The 18,261-nt window shown below is 41.6% G+C and carries 16 protein-coding genes; 12 read left to right on the top strand and 4 right to left on the bottom strand.

Features of this window, described 5'->3' with window-relative positions; translation table 11 throughout:
* Positions 1-6: 6 nt before the first annotated feature.
* From MHB37_RS20770 to MHB37_RS20750, 5 genes are all read left to right on the top strand, one after another.
* Positions 7-684, top strand: coding sequence for a DUF1266 domain-containing protein (locus MHB37_RS20770; protein WP_051491590.1), 678 nt, complete (start codon positions 7-9; stop codon positions 682-684).
* A 584-nt stretch (positions 685-1,268) separates the two neighbouring features.
* The gene (locus MHB37_RS20765) at positions 1,269-1,892 is read left to right on the top strand and encodes a TetR/AcrR family transcriptional regulator (RefSeq protein ID WP_076278735.1); all 624 of its coding nucleotides are present in this window, start codon (positions 1,269-1,271) and stop codon (positions 1,890-1,892) included.
* 12 nt (positions 1,893-1,904) lie between these two features.
* The gene (locus MHB37_RS20760) at positions 1,905-3,182 is read left to right on the top strand and encodes an MFS transporter (RefSeq protein ID WP_175619928.1); all 1,278 of its coding nucleotides are present in this window, start codon (positions 1,905-1,907) and stop codon (positions 3,180-3,182) included.
* Positions 3,183-3,216: 34 nt separating this feature from the next.
* Entirely contained in the window at positions 3,217-5,556 is a 2,340-nt protein-coding gene (locus tag MHB37_RS20755) for an ABC transporter permease (RefSeq protein WP_405168445.1), read from the top strand.
* Between the two features lie 14 nt (positions 5,557-5,570).
* A complete protein-coding gene (locus MHB37_RS20750) occupies positions 5,571-6,335 on the top strand; it encodes an ABC transporter ATP-binding protein (RefSeq protein WP_076129868.1) in 765 nt (254 codons plus the stop codon).
* 243 nt (positions 6,336-6,578) lie between these two features.
* Here MHB37_RS20750 and MHB37_RS20745 read toward each other — a convergent pair whose 3' ends face one another.
* On the bottom strand, positions 6,579-8,441 hold the full coding sequence (locus tag MHB37_RS20745; protein ID WP_405168444.1) for a rhamnogalacturonan lyase: 1,863 nt from the start codon (positions 8,439-8,441) through the stop codon (positions 6,579-6,581).
* A 156-nt stretch (positions 8,442-8,597) separates the two neighbouring features.
* On the opposite strand from MHB37_RS20745, the gene MHB37_RS20740 reads away from it, so the two are divergent.
* Both MHB37_RS20740 and MHB37_RS20735 read left to right on the top strand, forming a co-directional pair.
* Positions 8,598-9,641 (top strand): phosphotransferase, encoded by a 1,044-nt coding sequence (locus MHB37_RS20740; RefSeq protein WP_076129867.1) that lies wholly within the window; start codon positions 8,598-8,600, stop codon positions 9,639-9,641.
* A gap of 136 nt (positions 9,642-9,777) precedes the next feature.
* Positions 9,778-10,530, top strand: a complete 753-nt coding sequence (locus MHB37_RS20735; RefSeq protein WP_076129866.1) for a hypothetical protein — start codon at positions 9,778-9,780, stop codon at positions 10,528-10,530.
* A gap of 23 nt (positions 10,531-10,553) precedes the next feature.
* Here MHB37_RS20735 and MHB37_RS20730 read toward each other — a convergent pair whose 3' ends face one another.
* Complete coding sequence (locus MHB37_RS20730) at positions 10,554-11,819, bottom strand: MFS transporter (protein ID WP_076218184.1); 1,266 nt, start codon at positions 11,817-11,819, stop codon at positions 10,554-10,556.
* Between the two features lie 47 nt (positions 11,820-11,866).
* Positions 11,867-12,778: a LacI family DNA-binding transcriptional regulator gene (locus MHB37_RS20725; RefSeq protein ID WP_405168443.1), complete on the bottom strand. Its 912-nt coding sequence runs from the start codon at positions 12,776-12,778 to the stop codon at positions 11,867-11,869.
* A gap of 641 nt (positions 12,779-13,419) precedes the next feature.
* On the opposite strand from MHB37_RS20725, the gene MHB37_RS20720 reads away from it, so the two are divergent.
* On the top strand, positions 13,420-13,971 hold the full coding sequence (locus tag MHB37_RS20720; protein ID WP_076183054.1) for a polymer-forming cytoskeletal protein: 552 nt from the start codon (positions 13,420-13,422) through the stop codon (positions 13,969-13,971).
* Between the two features lie 620 nt (positions 13,972-14,591).
* Complete coding sequence (locus tag MHB37_RS20715; protein WP_036688955.1) at positions 14,592-14,837, top strand: hypothetical protein; 246 nt, start codon at positions 14,592-14,594, stop codon at positions 14,835-14,837.
* Between the two features lie 62 nt (positions 14,838-14,899).
* Here the strand turns inward: MHB37_RS20715 and MHB37_RS20710 are convergent, their stop codons facing one another.
* Complete coding sequence (locus tag MHB37_RS20710) at positions 14,900-15,517, bottom strand: histidine phosphatase family protein (RefSeq protein ID WP_076190600.1); 618 nt, start codon at positions 15,515-15,517, stop codon at positions 14,900-14,902.
* A gap of 158 nt (positions 15,518-15,675) precedes the next feature.
* On the opposite strand from MHB37_RS20710, the gene MHB37_RS20705 reads away from it, so the two are divergent.
* From MHB37_RS20705 to MHB37_RS20695, 3 genes are all read left to right on the top strand, one after another.
* Positions 15,676-16,578 (top strand): LysR family transcriptional regulator, encoded by a 903-nt coding sequence (locus MHB37_RS20705; protein ID WP_405168442.1) that lies wholly within the window; start codon positions 15,676-15,678, stop codon positions 16,576-16,578.
* Positions 16,579-16,640: 62 nt separating this feature from the next.
* A complete protein-coding gene (locus tag MHB37_RS20700; protein WP_076127369.1) occupies positions 16,641-17,108 on the top strand; it encodes a DinB family protein in 468 nt (155 codons plus the stop codon).
* A 147-nt stretch (positions 17,109-17,255) separates the two neighbouring features.
* A complete protein-coding gene (locus MHB37_RS20695) occupies positions 17,256-18,236 on the top strand; it encodes a LacI family DNA-binding transcriptional regulator (protein WP_076127368.1) in 981 nt (326 codons plus the stop codon).
* Positions 18,237-18,261 lie beyond the last annotated feature (25 nt).

The raw sequence follows: 18,261 nt of genomic DNA, 5'->3' as shown, positions 1-18,261 counted from the left end.
CTCTATATGCTGAAGGAATACAATGTTAAGCAAAGAAAACGATTGGAAATGTATTTCCGCTGTCTTTCCTCTACCTGCATACGTGGTCTCTTAGGGAGATACTATGTGGTTTATGAGTTTGATTTCAGTAATGTCTTCTTCAAAAGAGGTTTAATCAAAAATGCTTGTGAAAGATGGAATATCGAGGATGCTAACTCCTTTCATCGCCAGATTCGCTGGCTTCTAGAAGATGGCAACCGTGCAGAATATAGATCTTTACATGCTCGTTTAGCCACACTTTCCGAAACCTCACGCAGTAAATATCTTGAGGCACATAAGGATCATGAGGATTTTGTTAATCTGAAGGTTGTTGCACAAGGTATACATCAGTTGCCTTCTGGTGACATTTCTGCTTTTGGATTAGCTTGGGTAATTTATCTGAGCCGGATTGGTTATGTTGAGGATTATTTGAAGAAGGAAGAAGCCTGGGAATACAAAATAGAAGCCGCAAGGCAGCTACAAGAACGCTATAGCAGTTGGGCGGATTATTATATAGCCTATTCCTTGGGCAGCAAATTTTCATTAGTACAATCCGGCGGATTAGATAATCTATTTGAGACGGGATTGCAGAAGCTTATGCGAAATAGCAGCATTCTATACAGGGAAGCCGTTTGGGGGCAAAATCTGCAGCCGGAAGCCACTTAGTCCGAACTTAGGTAATTAATACCTATTGAATACCTATTGATTACCTATTGAATCCCTATCCCGTGTTGCTTAAGGACCCAGAGGACGCTATTTGCAAATTTATAGCCCTTTGAGCCGGTTTTCGGACTCCAGTGCAGCTATTCCTTGAGGAAGGGGTCTTTTGTGGCGTTTTTCATGCCAATAGTGGCTATGCGGTCCGTTAGGATCCCAAATGGGGGATAATGCAGCGTATAAGGTCAGCTGTGTCCGATATGCTGCGTCTTAAGTGTAAATGTGATCTAAGCAAACGAAGTTTAGTGTTACAACGCGAGCAAAGGTTTCGCTCAACGGATCAGATCAAAGAGCAAGCTAAAAGTAAAACGCAGCAGTAAGACCAAACAGTAAACAATAAGACTAAAACCCAGCAGTAAGACCAAACAGTAAAACTCAAAAGTATATCCCAAAACGAGGGAGTTCCAGATGCTATAACGTAGCTTTTGGAATTCTCTCTTTTTTGTGATGCCGGGTTAATCTTGACACGATCTAATATTTGTATATAATTGGAATAGACCGACGGTCGGTCGATAGAATGGAGGACGTTGCAGATGAGAATTTCCAAAGAAGCGGAAGAACGTAGAAATGAAATATTGGATACAGCAGAAATGCTGTTTTTTACGAAAGGGTATACCAAAACGACAGTGAATGATGTCTTGCAGGCTATAGGTATCGCGAAGGGAACCTTCTACTATTATTTTAAATCGAAGGAAGAGGTCATGGATGCTGTTGTGCTGCGATTTATTGATGCTGGTGTAGCAGCTGCTAAGCAAATTGCTGCAGATCCTAAGCTGACCGTTCATGAAAAGCTGCTGCAAATCATTATGGCGCAAAAGCCGGATACGGACAGAAAAAGCCAAATGATTGAGCAGTTCCATCAGGCTGATAATGCACAGCTGCACCAGAAAAGCTTGGTGGAAACCATTTTGCGGCTAACTCCTGTTTTGACGGAGGTCATTGAGCAGGGCATAGAGGAGGGACTGTTTCACAATCCGTATCCCCCGGAGACGATGGAATTTCTATTGATTACCTCTCAATTTCTTTTTGATGAAGGGATATTCAAGTGGCAGCCTGAGGAAATCATCCAGAAGATTAGAGCTTTTATCTATACGATGGAAATTACGCTGGGGGCGGAGAAGGGCAGCTTCGACTATGTGTTTCAAATGTTTGAATAGGGGAGAGGGAATATGCTGAACAACAAATCCTTCGGAAATTTTATGATCATTTGGATGGGGGAGTGGATATCCAGTATTGGCAGCGGGTTGACGGCTTTCACCTTAGGGGTCTATGTGTTCCAGATGACGCAGACCGCCTCTAGTGTGGCACTTTTAACCTTATGTGCTTTTCTCCCTTCCATTGTGCTCAGTCCTTTTGGCGGCGTGTTAGCGGATCGGTTTGATCGGCGATTGATGATGATAGCAGGGGATTTGTTATCTGCTTTTGGACTTATATATGTTCTCATTATCATGCTGCTGGGTGAACCTCATTTATGGCAGATTTGTCTGGGCGTGACGTTTAGTTCGATTTTTGTATCCTTGCTTGAACCTGCCTACAAAGCTACCATTACAGATTTATTAACAGAGGAGCAATTTGCCAAGGCTAGTGGTTTAGTTCAGCTTGCTGCGTCCTCAAAATATCTTCTTTCCCCTATCCTTGCCGGGATTTTGCTTAGCTTTATGGATATAAAAACTATCCTGCTTATAGATATCTCAACCTTTCTAGTTACAGTTCTTGCAGTGATGGCTGTTCGCAGGAATCTACAGACTGAACACAGAGTTCCAACGAATCAGTCGTTTGTAAAAGATTTGAAGGAGGGCTGGGATGCTCTTATTTACACGAAAGGTGTACTGCAGCTTACGATCATTTTGTCTGTCGTTACTTTTTATGTGGGTTTTCTCCAAACCTTATATACGCCTATGCTTCTACCCTTTACGGATACGAAAACTCTAGGCACGGTATTATCTGTAAGTGCTATAGGGATGTTGCTCGGCAGTCTGATTATTGGAGTTTTTAGCATCGATCGTAAATATATCAAAGTATTAGCGCTCGGCCTAGGATTCGCCGGACTGTTTTTTTCTTTGGTGGGTCTGACCACGAATGTTGCTTTTATTACAGCTGCTGGCTTTTTATTTTTTGCAACGTTGCCTTTTGTTAATACCAGTGCTGACGTTATGATTCGCAACCATATCCCAAATGACACACAGGGGCGGGCATGGGGGATCATTGGCATTTTATCACAACTCGGTTATGTGGCTGCGTATGCTTTTGCTGGCATATTGGCTGATCAAGTGTTTAATCCTCTTTTACGAGAGGGAGGTCTACTTGCTTCATCAGTAGGTAAGGTGATAGGCACTGGGGAAGGACGGGGAATCGGTTTATTATTTATCATCTCTGGTTTGCTCATCATTATTATGGCATTTGTGATCCCCAGAATGAAATCAATTCGCTGCCTTGAACGTGAATAATTGAATTCCGTATTAGAGAGGAGAAGGCCCGTCAATGCTGCTACGAATTGTAAAAAGAGACCTTCAACGCAATAAAATCATTACCTTCGGATTATTTGTGTTTATCATGTTATCGGCTTTGCTTGTTGCTTCAGCGTCGCAAGTGATTATAGAATTGTCGGGGTCCTTGAATCAGCTATTGATTAAATCCAGAGCCCCTCATTTCGTGCAGATGCACGCAGGACAAATCGACAGCTCAGCAATCGAGAGCTTTACAGCCGCTAATCCACTGGTGAAAGATCAACAAACCGTAGAGATGCTTAACTTGGATGGATCTAACGTTTATCTAGGCAGTAACCAAGGCTCGGAAGCAAACAGCGTGATGGATATCGGCTTTGTAGAGCAGAACCCTTCGTTTGATTTGCTGCTGAATTTAGAGAACAAGGTGATTGAGGTATCGGCAGGAGAAATCGCTGTCCCCATTTATTATATGAAGCAAAAGAATCTGAAAATCGGCGACGTAGTTAGCGTTCTAGGTGAACAGTTCGATAAAAAGTTTGTGATTACTGATTTTGTAAGGGATGTCCAAATGAATCCAGCCATGGTCAGCTCCAAACGTTTTGTCGTAAATGCTGCTGACTTTACAGCACTTAAACAACAGCTCGGCGAACCTGAATACCTGATTGAATTTCAGCTTACAGATCTATCTAAGCTCAATGATTTCCGCAATGAGTATCAATCCTCAAATCTGCCCAATAAAGGCCCCTCCATTGACTATCCTTTATTTAAAACGCTGAATGCACTGACGGACGGGATTATCGCAGTTGTTATTATTTTGGTAAGTGTTCTGCTGATGCTGATTGCTATTTTATGTCTCAGATTTACGATGATCGCTACCTTGGAAGAGGATTACAGAGAGATAGGTGTCATGAAAGCGATTGGGATCACGCAGCAAGATATTCGCAGCATTTATTTAGCAAAATATATCGTGATGGCAGCAGTCTCCTCTGTATGTGGATATTTACTGTCTTTAGGTGTGGTGCGTTTGTTTACAGCCAATATTACTTTGTATTTGGGCGTTGCTCCTGCCAGTATCCTTCAATATTTTGTTCCTGTCCTGGCGGTAGGTTTAATCTTTGGAGTTGTTGTATTCTTTTGCCGGATGATTCTTAGACGCTTTAATCGCATCACGGTTGTAGAAGCTTTACGGTCAGGTACGAGGGGTGAAGCAAGGATGAACACAAGCGGATTTTCACTTAGCAAGCGTAAATTTGTTAACGTGAATGCTTTTCTCGGGGTAAAAGATGTTTACGGGCGCTTCACCATGTACGGATTATTGTTCTTCGTATTTGTGATCAGTTTGTTTATCGTTCTAGTGCCAGTGAATATATTGAATACCCTTCAGTCTCCCCGGTTTGTTTCTTATATGGGCGTCGGTCAGAGCGATATTCGCATTGATTTGCAGCAATCGAGCCAAATAGAGAAGCGTTTTAATGAGATGATAACCAAGCTTGAAAATGACCCGGACATCTCTAAATTTTCTCCACTGATTACTTCTAGATTTAAGGTATTAGGTAGTGATGGTGTATGGGAATCGCTAAATGTTGAAACCGGTGACTTTACTATTTTTCCGCTCTCGTATGTTCATGGAGGAACTCCTAGAAGTGCAAGTGAGATCGCTCTTTCTGACCTGAACGCCAAGGAACTGAATAAAAAGGTGGGGGATATCGTTCATTTAGAGGTTGCTGGGGTGGCAATAAAATTGACCGTTAGCGGGATCTATCAGGATATAACTAATGGTGGCCGAACCGCAAAAGCGCAATTGCCATATGATTCGAAGACGGTTCTCTGGTATGTAGTAGCTTTGGATGTGAATCCGGGAATTTCCGTCCAGGCAAAAATGGATCAGTACACCAAATTATTTTATCCAGCAAAAATCACTCATCTGCAAAGCTATTTAGCTCAGACATTAGGAAATACAATTCGCCAATTGAAGCTGGTTACAGGCTTATCCATCGTTATCGCATTTTCGATTTCGATATTGATTACCTCTTTATTTCTGAAAATGCTGCTTGCCAAGGATTCTTCGCAAACCGCTATTTTGAGAAGTGTTGGCTTTACGTTAGGAGATATTCGTAGGCAATACCTGGTAAGGATGCTGATAATATCAGGGCTGGGCGTCATTCTTGGTACTTTTGCGGCTAACACTCTTGGGCAAAAAATTGCTCAAATGCTAGGCTCTTTCATGGGGGCTTCTAAGATACAGTTTGTAGTCAATCCGGCGGTAGCCTATCTTATTCTTCCTCTACTTTTCATGCTGATTGTAGCGCTCACCACCGTAACAAGCACGATCTCAATCAGAAAATCCAGTATAGCCAAACTAATTGCCGAATGATAGGAGGTGGCAGAATGTTCATATTAGAGACGAAAGGGTTAAAAAAAAGTTATTCAACAGGGCAAGGAACTCCGCAGTCGATATTAAAGGATGTTCAGCTTCAGGTGTCTCAGGGGGAATTCATAGCTGTCATGGGACCTTCTGGTTCAGGAAAATCAACATTGCTGTATACGATCAGCGGGATGGATAAGTTGACAGAGGGAAGTGTTATTTTTAAAGGGCAGGAGATCAGCGGAGTTTCAGAGAACGAATTAGCCGGTCTGCGCTTAAAGCATATGGGCTTTATTTTTCAGCAAATGCATCTGTTAAAAAACTTGAATATCCGCGACAATATCATCCTGTCTGCTTATCGGGCGAGAACCAGCAGCCGTAGAACTATCAATAAAAGAGCAGCTGAGTTAATGAACAAAACAGGAATATCTGCGCTGGCTGAACGTGATATTACACAGGTGTCAGGAGGACAATTACAAAGAGCAGCAATCTGCAGAGCACTCATTAATCAGCCAGATATATTATTTGGCGATGAGCCAACCGGGGCGCTTAACTCAAAAGCAGCTAGTGAAATCATGGACATATTAGCAGATATTAATCAATCAGGAACAACGCTTATAATCGCCACACATGATGCTAAAGTCGCTGCTCAAGCTGAGCGTGTCTTGTATATGCTAGATGGCAGCATTGCAGCTGAGCAACGGCTTGGAAAATATAATCGCGTAGATGGGGAATTGAAAAGGCGGGAGGAGAAGCTTGCGGCCTGGCTATTAAAGCTGGGGTTCTGATTGGGGATCTAGCGCTGTACGAATGTCAAACAACGTTTTGCAGTTTAATATCTGCCCAGCACTAAAACCTATCCTATATGCAATAATAACCACTCAATGCGAAGGCATTAAACAATTAAAAAAACTATTAACGCACCTCGATCATTGCTGATGCTGGTATAAACCGAACAAAAAAGCAGTTGCCCCGGCACATCCGGATAACAGCAATTGCTTTTTTGTTCACTTACTGATTCTTTAGAAAGCTTACGGCACTACGTATATATTGGGTTTAGACACAGTGGCCATACCGTTGCCTAGGAAAAATCCTGTGTGCGGAGGTTGATTGTAAGCTGTATTCTGCCAGGCAATGCTTAACCGATATACTGGATCATGCATTAAGGTATATATTTTATTGGTGGTGATGTTCGTAGTTGTATAGATTCGTAGAGCCGAGTTATCGGACTTTCTCCAGATAGCCTCTTCGCGCCAGTCTCCAAGCAGGTCGGCCTGTAGGCTTGGCGTTGCTTTGGTACTATTGTTGGATGCTACGCTCGCTCCGGTTAATAAATTGGTAACGGAGTTGCTTGCAGGGTTCCATTTATCAATCTTGACACCATCCAGCAGTTCGCGGGACAAGTCGCCATCCCACCAGATCCCAAAATTCACAGAAGGCATTGAGCTGCTTATTTTGGTGCCTGTAATGGAGTATAGGCCAACGCCGTGAGCCCATACCTCTTCCCCGGGATAATTGGGATCAATATCGGCAGCCATCCCCCGGCCGGTATCTTTTCCCGTGTATACACCCCATAAGACCGTCCCGTTTGCGGCATCCCATACCGCAGCGCCATAGGGAGAACTAGTGTTTTCCATGACTTTAAAAACTTCGAGACCGGGGCGGTTCGGATTTAAATCGCCTACATGCAGCGCGTCTCCATGACCCAGCCCTGTATTGTATAAGGTCGCACCGTTATTATCAATGGTTAAGGCACCATAAATGATCTCATCCTTACCATCGTTATCCACATCGGCTACACTTAAGCTATGATTACCTTGACCGGCGGTTCCAGCATTGGTGGAGCTATTGCTATCAAAGGTCCATTTACGGGTCAAAGCACTGCCATTCCAGTCAAAAGCTACAACGACTGTGCGCGTATAATAACCACGTGCCATAATGATGCTTGGATGTACTCCATCCAGATAGGCTACACCTGCTAAAAAGCGGTCTACTCGATTGCCGTAATTGTCACCCCAACTGGATACGGTTCCTCTGGCAGGAACATAATCAATCGTGGTTAAGGCTTTCCCCGTTTGTCCGGAAAATACACTCAGATATTCAGGCCCGGTCAGGATATATCCACTGGAGTTGCGATAATCTGCACTTGTGTTTCCAAGGGTTACGCCAACTCCGTCAACCGTACCGTCTGCTGTTTTGCAGACTACTTCGGCTTTACCATCACCATTGAAATCATAGACTAGAAATTGAGTATAATGTGCGCCAGCCCGAATATTTTTACCCAGATCAATTCGCCATAGCCGAGTTCCATTCAGCTTATAGGCATCCAGATAGACGTTGCCTGTATAGCCACTTTGCGAGTTGTCTTTGGAATTGGAAGGATCCCACTTCAACACGATTTCATATTCCCCGTCACCGTCTAAGTCGCCCACGCTGGCATCATTGGCACTATAGGCATAACTTACGCCATCTGGCGTAGTGCCGCCAGCCGGAATTTGAATTGGAACGTCCAAATAATTGTTGGCCCATACATTTGCTGCTGGGGAATCAGATTGCTCAATACCGCCGACGATTGCTCGAACTGTATAGCTAGACGAAGTTATGCCAGCGTTATCCTGATAATTCGTGCTGTCCGTGATTGGGGTAACGTTTACTTTTGTACCATTGCGGTATAAATTAAAAGAAACCGACAGTTCTTCTGTTCCGAGTAGCCGCCAGCTCACAAATACACCACTGGATACCTTCACTGCTACTAGTCCCCGATTTAGCTTTTCCGCTTGCCGGGCAGATGCTGCCGACACAGAGGAAAGAGAGCCAAAAGCTGCCGTCCCTAAGGTAAAGACTAAAAACCAAATGATTACAAGATACCCTGATTGATGTAACCGCTTACTCATTAACGAAGCCTCCTTTTCATTTTTGGTTCACGAGGGTTACACAGGATGTCATAGTGAACAGTACATAATATTTCATAAAGATAAAAATATGTTTTAAATTTACTTGAACCATTTTAAATGAGTACGACTTTACTCACACAGAAAGGAATACATAACATGGAAAATATAAGCTATAATTTAAAATTCGCTACACTTTGTGCTAAATATAATCTGGGTCTGTTGATGAATGAACCTGAACCGATAACAGGCGGACTCTTGCACAGAATGTATCGCCTGCAAACGGATAAAGCGCAATACGCAGTAAAGGCCTTAAATCCTCAAATTATGCAACGAGATACAGCAATGTCCAATTATATTTTTTCTGAAATGGTTGCGAATCTGGCTTATCAAAAGGGGATCCATGCTGTTCCGGCAATTGTATCTAATGGCAGTAGTATGCACGAGGTTGAAGGGCAATTTTATTTATTGTTTCCATGGGTTCAGGGGAAGGCATTACCTTTAGATGAAATAGATTTAGATTGTTGTAAAAAGATTGGGGCAATTCTTGCGCAGCTCCACATCATCGATTTCTCACAGGGAACGGATGATCATCACTTTGAAACGCTTAAAGCGTCTAATGCTGCAGTTGCCAATTGGAAGGAGCTTGCTATCAAAGGAGAGCAGCAGGGTGCAGAATGGTCAAGCTTGCTAGCAGATCACCTGCATAAGATAGAGAATTGGGAGTCATTGATTCATTCTTCAGCGAGTCTATTGACGAATCATTATGTTATCAGCCATCGGGATTTAGACCCCAAAAATGTCTTGTGGGATGAGCAGAAAGTTCCGATAATAATCGATTGGGAAGCAGCAGGACCTATTCATCCTACGTTAGAGCTGATAGATGTAGCTTTATATTGGTCAGGTTCTGAATCGGGAGATTTAAGCAAAAAGGCATTCTCAAATTTGATTAACAGCTATCTGGAGCATGGCGGAGAGATTTATGCGGATTGGCAGGTTGTGCTCAACTATGGCTTTTTGGGAAAATTAGAATGGTTAGCTTACAATATCAGACGTTCACTAGGACTGGAGAGCTCGGATGATGCAGAACGGGAGCTGGGTACTCGTGAGGTAATCCGTACGATTAATGCATTACACGACTACGCTGATTTTATTCCACAATGTTTATTATGGTTGGGAGATTTAGAGGAAGGAAGTGCCTAATCTATTAAAGGAGAACTTATTTATGAATGTTGTTAACGCTACGATGGCAGATATAAATGGATGAGTGTGTTCCGATGGACTGGAAGGGGGTTCACGCCAAAAGTTTAAACTGACTGTACGTTAAAAAGGAGGACTTATGAAGAAGTTTATAGTTATATCTGGCGTCTCGCTATTTTTGTTGGCGATTTCTTTTAACCCATTGTTCAACTATATACGTGAGTACATAATCTCTGATCAAATTAATCAGCGTTATGAGATAAAGCATGCTGAAAAAGAATATAACCCAATAAACGTACAAGAGATAACGGTTGATGATAAGAATATTAAAATCAGGGAAGAAAAAACAGGCAGGAAAGCAGATTTGACCCCATGGGATGAAGAGGAGAAGGTCCCGCCTGGTGATATTGTCAAAGTTCAGTTCTTATTAAATGATCAAAAAATCTCCACCCCTGATGAAATATGGCTATCCAATCGGGACAGAGGCAGCCGGTATTTTTCGTGGATAGATATTCTCACAGTAAAGGACCGAAAGACTGGTGAGAAACAAATAAGTATAGTCCAAAGACTGACCGATGATAGTCAACCCATGGAAACAAGAAAATGGAAAATCATTACGATTGCCCAAGACGGAGAAGTAGACGAAGAGGTTCTCAGCTATGCGCAAAGAAGCAACAATCATTTAGGCGTCAGGCTAATCGAGTTCTCCGGTACCTCCCTTATGGGTATGGGCTATTATTCAGATGTTACTAAGGCCTATCCTAGTATTTTCTTCCCACTCCTTTTTCCGTTTCTAACTGGAATAGCGGGTCTCCTGTTATTGATTTTTCTGGTTGTTTTATTACTGTTTGAGCTTCATCTTAGACGCGTTATTAGAAAAAGAGGGCGATAAAGAACACAGGATACGTTCTGGAATTACTTGTAGTTTCGAATTACCTTTAATTTAGTGATAGTTGATAAGGCAAACAGCAGCAGTAAGACCCCGATTGAACCCATGACAGGACCAGGGCTGAAGAGATCAGACAAGGATGAGACAGCAGTAAGACCAATGGATGGGGCTACACTCATGATAGAACCTAATACACCGAACACCCTACCCTGGATGTCTTCTGAAACTTCCAGCCTAAGGATTGTATTAATCAGCAAAGTGCAGAATGAGAACATGAAGCCAATCACAAGAATGATAGGAATGGCAATCGCAGCGGAAGTGACGAATGATAACAGGAGGTACAGGGGACCGAGACATAGCAGTCCAGTCATAATAAGGAAACCTCTGTTTTTCAATTTGGAGCCGAGCAGTAAGATCAGACCGGATCCGATCATATAACCAAGTGGAATACAGGCTTCAATAAGTCCAAACTGAAAGGGAGTGGAATCCCACACGTTGACAGCCATAACCTGGGTCAACATCAGGGAGGGGACAAAAAATAAGGTTAAGGTAGGAAGCATAATCATAACGGCGCGTGCAAAAGGGTACCTCCAAATATAGCGAATTCCATCGATCAAATCCTGTGTGAATTTCCGTTCTTTCTTGGGCACGTTATTTAATTGAGTTGGCAAAGGAAGGGAGCGGACCGCTAACACGAGCAGAAAGGAGAGGAAGAATGTAGCTCCATCAAATAAAATAGCGTCGGCTGCTCCAAAACTCGCTACGAAAATCCCACCGGCGGAATAACCAATAGTCCGGCAGATGTTTTCAGACAAGTTCAACAGTCCTACCGCTTTTTGTAGATGTTCTTTACCAACAACAGTAGTGATAGAAGCTTGGTATGCCGGGGACTGGAATAAAGCTGAAATGGTCGTAAGACCCGTCAGTATGGCGACGATAATGAACGAAGTAGAGGGCAGGGAAATGGCTAAAGCTAGCGTCACTACGAGTCCGCAACTTATCAGATCTGTGATCAGCATGAGGGTTCGACGATTGACCCTATCCGCAAAAGTTCCCCCTATCGATCCGAGCAAAGAACTAAGCAATAAATTGATTATCGTGATGATGGCAATCATTTTGGCGCTGCCGGTCGTTTGCAGTACCCATAAACTTAAAGCAATACTATGAAAAGTGTTACCGAACAAGGAAATGGAGTACGAACTGAGTAGCAGCAGGAATCTCCGATTTCCCCAAAGAGAGGGATGAGCTTGAACAGCAGAGGGAACTTGTTTCACTAATACAGGACCAGGCATAAGTTATGCTCCTTTCAACTTAAACGCTTAAGTGAATAGCCGAAAAATTATTCTACAAAATAACAATTATTTTCTTGTGCGGAGTAGTCAGAATGATGCAATAATTTGTCCATGAGTTCAAATGCAGTAGCCGCTTTATCCCCTGTGAAAATGAATTTATGAACGTCATCTCCTAATATTTCCGGACAATTGCAGGTGCAAAGAACAGAGAGTTGTTCGAACCTCCCGTTTTTTTCAACGTAACTTCCAATAAACTCATTAATGACAATGGCCTCTTTATAGCCCCCCTCCTGTAAGAATGTATTTAATTCCTCCAAATTGACAACGGTGAATATCGCTTCGTGAGGTAATGGAAGACTGTCCTGAATAAAGCGGGTGAGGAAAGAGTTATTGAAGCTCTCCATAATTAAACATACCTGTGAAAGGTCCTGTGGTTTTACCTTTTGCAGAGCTGCTCGATAGTTGAAAAGGACCTGCTTAAAGAGTTTATCTTCAATCATGCTGTCGATCAGAATCAAAGGAATTCCTTCTACAAAATGCTTGGAGATCGAATAAAAGGCTTCCTCGCGCACATCGATCAGAAATACAGCCTCCAGCTTTCTTTCTACGATAATATCCAAAGAAGGCTGGTCAACATCAAGTGAATATAGCAGCGTATGGTAATCAGCATTTGTTAACCGTTGTTCCAAGGCATGTATAAATGAGAACTGGGCATGGAGCTTCCAGTGTGGGGTATGGGCTGATGTGTTAACAAGCACACCGACCAATCTTGTTTTCTGATTCGCAAGTGAACGTGCTGCCAGATTCGGTATGTAATGCAGTTCCTCGGCAAGCTGAAGAATCTGCTGGCGCGTTTTCTCAGGAATGGTTTGGTTGCCGACACGATTCAGAACATAGCTCACTGTTGCGACGGAGACATTGGCACGAAGTGCGATGTCCTTCATGGTTGTCTTTTTCACCAGTAAATAGCTCCCTTATCCTTGTGATATTTTCTAAAGATTAACATTCTGATTCTAAAGCGTCAATGGGGGGTGAGTGAGCAGTCAGATGACCCTGTTAAGTAGCTAGAAATGGAAGAATGTAGCCCTTGAGATTCAACTCTGGGAAGATCTGCTTGATAATCGTCTTAAGCTAAATTATACGAAACAAGCTTTATGCAAAAACTGGAAAAATGCTTATTGACCCAATGGTCATCCTTCCGCTGTATTATTTTTATGCTGGAGTTTTGCATAAACCTAACATTAAAAAAGTAAGCGTAGAGTATGATGGTTCCATATCTTTTTCAAGAGGGTATTTAATCTAAAAAATTATAGTAATAAAGACTATGAGGATACTTCCGCAGTTGTTGGGAGTGTCCTTTTTGTGTGGAATTAATCACCTTTGTGACCTTTCTTAAAATTTGGGTAAATAAGTATTAAGATCTATGAACTTAAAACGGGCAGCGAGATGAGGTGTTACTTATGGATACGATTCCGGATGGAGATTAGTGATCTTTGTGAAACCGCTTCAGATAACGACACAATATTGTGAAATTTTTCACCTGTTTATTAAAAATTTTAATATATAATTAATTTATAATCAAAAACAAGGGGGATTTCAAATGAAGTTATTTAAAATGATGTTAGTAGCAGGCGTCTCGGTTGCAGTCTTGTCTGGTTGTGGTGCGAATAATAATAATGCGACTAATTCGGCGGCTACTACGGCTCCAACTACAGAGCAAACGGATGCAGTTACTACAGCTTCAATCGTAAATCAAGCAGATGCGTTTACCAAGGCTGTAAGTAAAGATGGAAACTGGATTATTGCCATTCTAAATGATGTGACTATTGCCCAAGATGTTGTTGTTGAAGGCGAATTCCATGATAAAGGGGCCGCAGACGGCGACATCTACCGTAAGATTGCTCTTTATGCCCAAGACGCTGATCACAAAGTTACTGCCAATTACACACTCACTGTACCTAAGTTAACTGTACAAAGTGAAAATTTACGAGTTCAAGGCGGAACCATTAAAGGTGATGTTTATGTAGAAGCGAACGGATTTAATCTGCATGAAACCTCGACTATTGATGGAAATCTTTACTTCGCAAACGAAGATGTGAAAGCAACTGCAGGGATTGAAGGTAAAGTAACTGGGGCAACTGAAGTTAAATAAGTTAGTGATGTTTTCGATTAGTTAGATGTAGGAGTTGAAGGACTAAATAGATAGAATTATCCGGATAGGTTCAGGAAAAAGGAATCAGTATGAATGGGCAAACTCATAATGGACTACACCCCATCTAGTTACCATATGAGAGCCGACGGAAGCTTTGAAGTAACAAGTAATGGAGTATTGAAGTGTACAGTAGATGGTTTTAACTGTATTTTGTACAACTAAAATGCTCAAAATGCCCGGCCAATGAAAATAGCTGTATTTAGTACATCTATTTTCTTGATTTAATACTCTACAGGCTATTTCTCTAGTTTTTAATTGTATAGAATACACTTAAAGTTAGAATTAGCCCTTGTGGATATGGAATAAGTGTATAGAATGCAGTTATCTTACAAATTTCAACAAGATAGTGCGTTACAACGGAGTGGGTATCCGAAAGCTACGAATGATTAAGCTTAGCTCGTAACCTACTCAAGCAAACCACCGCAGACCCAAAACACCAGGCAGTGAACCTCCAACGGAGAATCGCTGCCTGGTTGTTTTTTGTGGATGAATATATGAACTATTGTTGATTTTCTTCATATTGACTTATAATATTACTACCACTACTAGGAGGAACACATATGTCTAAGGAGTATTCGCGCACATATATTGAGAGCGTAAAGCTTGAAATGTTAAATAGGTTGGGATTAAAGCAGGTGTTCTTCAAGGAGCAAATAGGGGATAGCCTAATTTTTGAAGCTGTGGGCTTTGATAAAGGGGCAAAACATCGCTTTTGCGTTAGACCAAAGACGAAAACGATTGATGAATTCATTTCAGGCAAATGGATGAAGGTCCGCAGTTTTATAATCAAAAGTGTGGATATTTAATGTTGAACCCTATAAAGGTAGCCCCGTTAATCGGAGTTACCTTTTTATTTTTTGACCCATAGTCATTGATAATGTGAAGTATCTCCATACAGATCGATGGTTGTATTGTTATCAGTTAGGGTTACTTTACATAATGCTGTAGAGAGAATATCCGGTAACTCCCCAATTTCCTGCAATGATTTATTGAGAAAATAAGCCATAATGACTTTTAAAGTCATCCGATGCGTGACGATGAGCACTTCTAGCCCTACGTTATCGTTTATGATGCGCTCCATTGTCGGCACTACTCTTTGTTCAAGCTGCTTGTAAGTTTCACCTGAGGTTAGAGGAATATATAGATCGGGTCTGGTGAAAAAATGGGAATATTGTAAAGGGGATTCTAGTTGTATCTGATCCGTATTCATTCCTTCCCAGCTCCCCATGTTAATTTCCATTAAAGAAACTTGCTGATGAATAGGTAAACTCCGCTTTCCCCGTAAAATCTGCGCAGTATGCAATGCTCTTGGACTAGTACTAGAATAAATTGCGCCTAAGTTTTCTACTTCCAAACGATCTCTTAACCATTCCGCCTGCTGTTCGCCCAAGGCTGTAAGCGCAGAATTTTGATGCCCTTGCATTCGTTTTTGTAAATTCCATTCTGTTTGCCCGTGGCGGGTTAAGTATAATACTGTTTTTGTCATTAACGAGACCTCCCTTATGAATAGTTGTAAGTATAAGATAAATAAATATAAATAAACAATATATAATAGTTAACATCCATAATGTATAGTTATAGTAAAATGGCTGAGGATAAGCGGCGAATACAGATATTATTTTATGAAGTGAGGAAGAGATCACGATGAACTATCATGTATTAAAATTGTTTTATTACGTTGCGATCACAGGTAGTGTGACCAAAGCCTCTGAACGTTTGCATATCAGTCAACCCGCTATATCAGCGCAAATCCGTAAGTTTGAACGGGAGAATCATATTTTATTATTTGAAATTAAAGGAAAGAGGATGGTGCTCACCCCTTTAGGAAAAAGGTTAATCGAACCTCTTGAGAAGTTTTTTGCCATGGGTGATCAAGTCCAGCAAATCATTGAAGACTATCACAAATTTCCTGAGGGGAATCTGCGGATTGCAGGTAATTATTTGGCGACAAGCATCCTCATTCCCCGGTGGGCGTCATTATTCAAACAATCTTTTCCGGAAGTTAACATTCAGATCACTACTACTAATTCTCATGGTGTCATGGAAAAATTAAATAATTTTGAAGCAGACGTGGCGATTTACAGTGATATGGAGTTTCCTTCGCATAATACAGGAGTGTTCGAACATCGGGAGTTATATAGGGACGAGTATGTATTCGTGGTTTCTTCCCATCACCCTATTGCCAATCAGCAGGCTAGCTTTGAAGAAGTAATGTCTGAAGCATTTATTATGAGGGAAGAGGGCAGTGCAGCCAGAGAGCGGCTTGTCCGGTTGTGTGAAGAAAGAAGTGTACAGCAGCCAACGATTGGGCTTCAATTTAATGGAGTGAATGAAGTTATTCAAGCTGTCATTGCCGGTTATGGAATTAGTTATGTATCCGCTTTGTTGGCGAAACCTTATCTTGATCAGGGAACATTAGCTAAAATAGCAGTAGAAAATCTAGTCTCCAAGCATTCGATATGGATGGGCTACAGAAAGAAGGAACTTCAAGAAAGTTATATGCAGTCGTTTATTACGCTCGTTATGAAACAATTAAGTATAAAATAATTTTAGGAAATTAAAGATAATCTCATGGTAAACTATGGATGAAAATATTAGGAGGGGTCATAATGGATCAAATTGTATTCAAACAAATTAAGTTTGTGCGAAGTGTTACTGTGCGTGCTGTCGAGGGACTATCTGAGGGAACTTTGAATAGCATTCCAGAAGGGTTTAATAACAATATCCGATGGAATTTGGGACATATTTATTTGGTGCAAGAGAAGTTTGCCTTTCATTCTGCTCGGGAGCTTATGCAATTGCCGGCAAGCTTTGAACGCTTATTTGCGAAAGGGACTAAACCAGCCGAGTGGAATGAGGAACCGCCAACGCTTGAAGTTTTACTTGAGATGCTTACGGAGCAACCCAAACGGATCCAGGAAGCTTTTCACAATCGCTTAAGTGAGCAAGTAACCCCTCTTACAACAGGAAGTGGATTAACCTTAAATTCAATCGGTGAATTCATAAATTTCACACTTTACCATGAAGGTATGCATTTCAATACAATAAAATTATTAAATCGCTTTGCAGATAAATAAATTCAAATAACAAAAGATATCGATATATAGTTGGTATCTTTTGTTAGCTTTATGATCGAAAAAAAGATTTGTAAATGAAAAGGTTATGTGATAATCTAATTTATGTAATACATGTAACCGGTTACACATTGGGGGAGGAATGAAAGAATGATGACGATCAAAGATGTCGCAAAAATAGCTGGAGTTTCGGTAGCAACAGTCTCACGGGTTATAAATGAATCTGGATATGTGAATATCGATACTCGCAAAAAGGTTGAGGCAGCGATCAAAGAAATGAATTATACCCCTAATGAGGTTGCAAGATCATTATACAAGCGGAAATCTAAATTAATCGGGCTGCTCTTGCCTGATATTACTAACCCGTTCTTCCCGCAGTTAGCGCGGGGGATAGAGGATCGGATGCAGGAGCAAGGTTATCGGATCATCTTTGGCAATAGTGATGAGAACGAGGACAAAGAGATGGATTATATTCAAACCTTTATCCAAAACAATGTCATTGGCATGATATCGTCAACCAATTTCCCTGAGAGTGACGTTTATTCTAACTTGAAGATTCCGGTTGTATTTCTGGACCGTACTTCTAATGATAGCCCTTCCGTATACGCAGATGGCAAAAAGGGCGGACGTCTTGCAGCACAGGAGATTATCGCACGGGGAAGCAAAAAAATTACAGTGATACAAGGACCGGCGCATATCAAACCTGCACAAGATCGATTTCTTGGGGCGATTGAAGTCCTTAATGAAATGGGAATCAGCTATAATGTGATCGAAACTTCATCCTTCTCCCATACAGTAGCAGAACAATGGGCTGTGGAGTTATTTGATAAATATATAGATACGGATGGCGTAATTGCCAGTAATGATATTGTGGCGACGGCAGTCATTCATGAAGCACATCGTTTAGGTAAAAGAGTGCCGCAGGATCTGCAAATCATCGGATTTGATGATATTCCGCTCAGCAGCTTGTTGTCACCTGCTTTATCCACCATTCGCCAGCCGGCACATGATATGGGTAGAGAAGCAGCGGGTTTACTTATTAAGCTAATTGAGCAAGATAAGGTGGAAGAGAAGATTATTCAACTACCCGTTAGCTTTGTGGAGCGGGAAACTACAAGAAGTAAAGAATAGATGACAACATGAGAAAGGTTGATGA

Origin of the sequence: Paenibacillus sp. FSL H3-0286 (genome assembly GCF_045040705.1) — a bacterium.
In the GTDB taxonomy this organism is placed as follows: domain Bacteria; phylum Bacillota; class Bacilli; order Paenibacillales; family Paenibacillaceae; genus Paenibacillus_AQ; species Paenibacillus_AQ odorifer.
The sequence above is the reverse complement of the archived record's forward strand: the minus strand, read 5'-3'. Positions and strand labels throughout refer to the sequence as shown.

Excerpts from the sequence above, each read along its gene's own strand:
- MHB37_RS20735 (WP_076129866.1), top strand. The coding sequence starts at position 9,778 with ATGAAGAAGTTTATAGTTATATCTGGCGTCTCGCTATTTTTGTTGGCG.
- MHB37_RS20760 (WP_175619928.1), top strand. The coding sequence starts at position 1,905 with ATGCTGAACAACAAATCCTTCGGAAATTTTATGATCATTTGGATGGGG.
- MHB37_RS20770 (WP_051491590.1), top strand. The coding sequence starts at position 7 with ATGCTGAAGGAATACAATGTTAAGCAAAGAAAACGATTGGAAATGTAT.
- MHB37_RS20730 (WP_076218184.1), bottom strand. The coding sequence starts at position 11,819 with ATGCCTGGTCCTGTATTAGTGAAACAAGTTCCCTCTGCTGTTCAAGCT.
- MHB37_RS20750 (WP_076129868.1), top strand. The coding sequence starts at position 5,571 with ATGTTCATATTAGAGACGAAAGGGTTAAAAAAAAGTTATTCAACAGGG.
- MHB37_RS20745 (WP_405168444.1), bottom strand. The coding sequence starts at position 8,441 with ATGAGTAAGCGGTTACATCAATCAGGGTATCTTGTAATCATTTGGTTT.
- MHB37_RS20720 (WP_076183054.1), top strand. The coding sequence starts at position 13,420 with ATGAAGTTATTTAAAATGATGTTAGTAGCAGGCGTCTCGGTTGCAGTC.
- MHB37_RS20700 (WP_076127369.1), top strand. The coding sequence starts at position 16,641 with ATGGATCAAATTGTATTCAAACAAATTAAGTTTGTGCGAAGTGTTACT.
- MHB37_RS20705 (WP_405168442.1), top strand. The coding sequence starts at position 15,676 with ATGAACTATCATGTATTAAAATTGTTTTATTACGTTGCGATCACAGGT.
- MHB37_RS20755 (WP_405168445.1), top strand. The coding sequence starts at position 3,217 with ATGCTGCTACGAATTGTAAAAAGAGACCTTCAACGCAATAAAATCATT.
- MHB37_RS20715 (WP_036688955.1), top strand. The coding sequence starts at position 14,592 with ATGTCTAAGGAGTATTCGCGCACATATATTGAGAGCGTAAAGCTTGAA.
- MHB37_RS20765 (WP_076278735.1), top strand. The coding sequence starts at position 1,269 with ATGAGAATTTCCAAAGAAGCGGAAGAACGTAGAAATGAAATATTGGAT.
- MHB37_RS20740 (WP_076129867.1), top strand. The coding sequence starts at position 8,598 with ATGGAAAATATAAGCTATAATTTAAAATTCGCTACACTTTGTGCTAAA.
- MHB37_RS20695 (WP_076127368.1), top strand. The coding sequence starts at position 17,256 with ATGATGACGATCAAAGATGTCGCAAAAATAGCTGGAGTTTCGGTAGCA.
- MHB37_RS20710 (WP_076190600.1), bottom strand. The coding sequence starts at position 15,517 with ATGACAAAAACAGTATTATACTTAACCCGCCACGGGCAAACAGAATGG.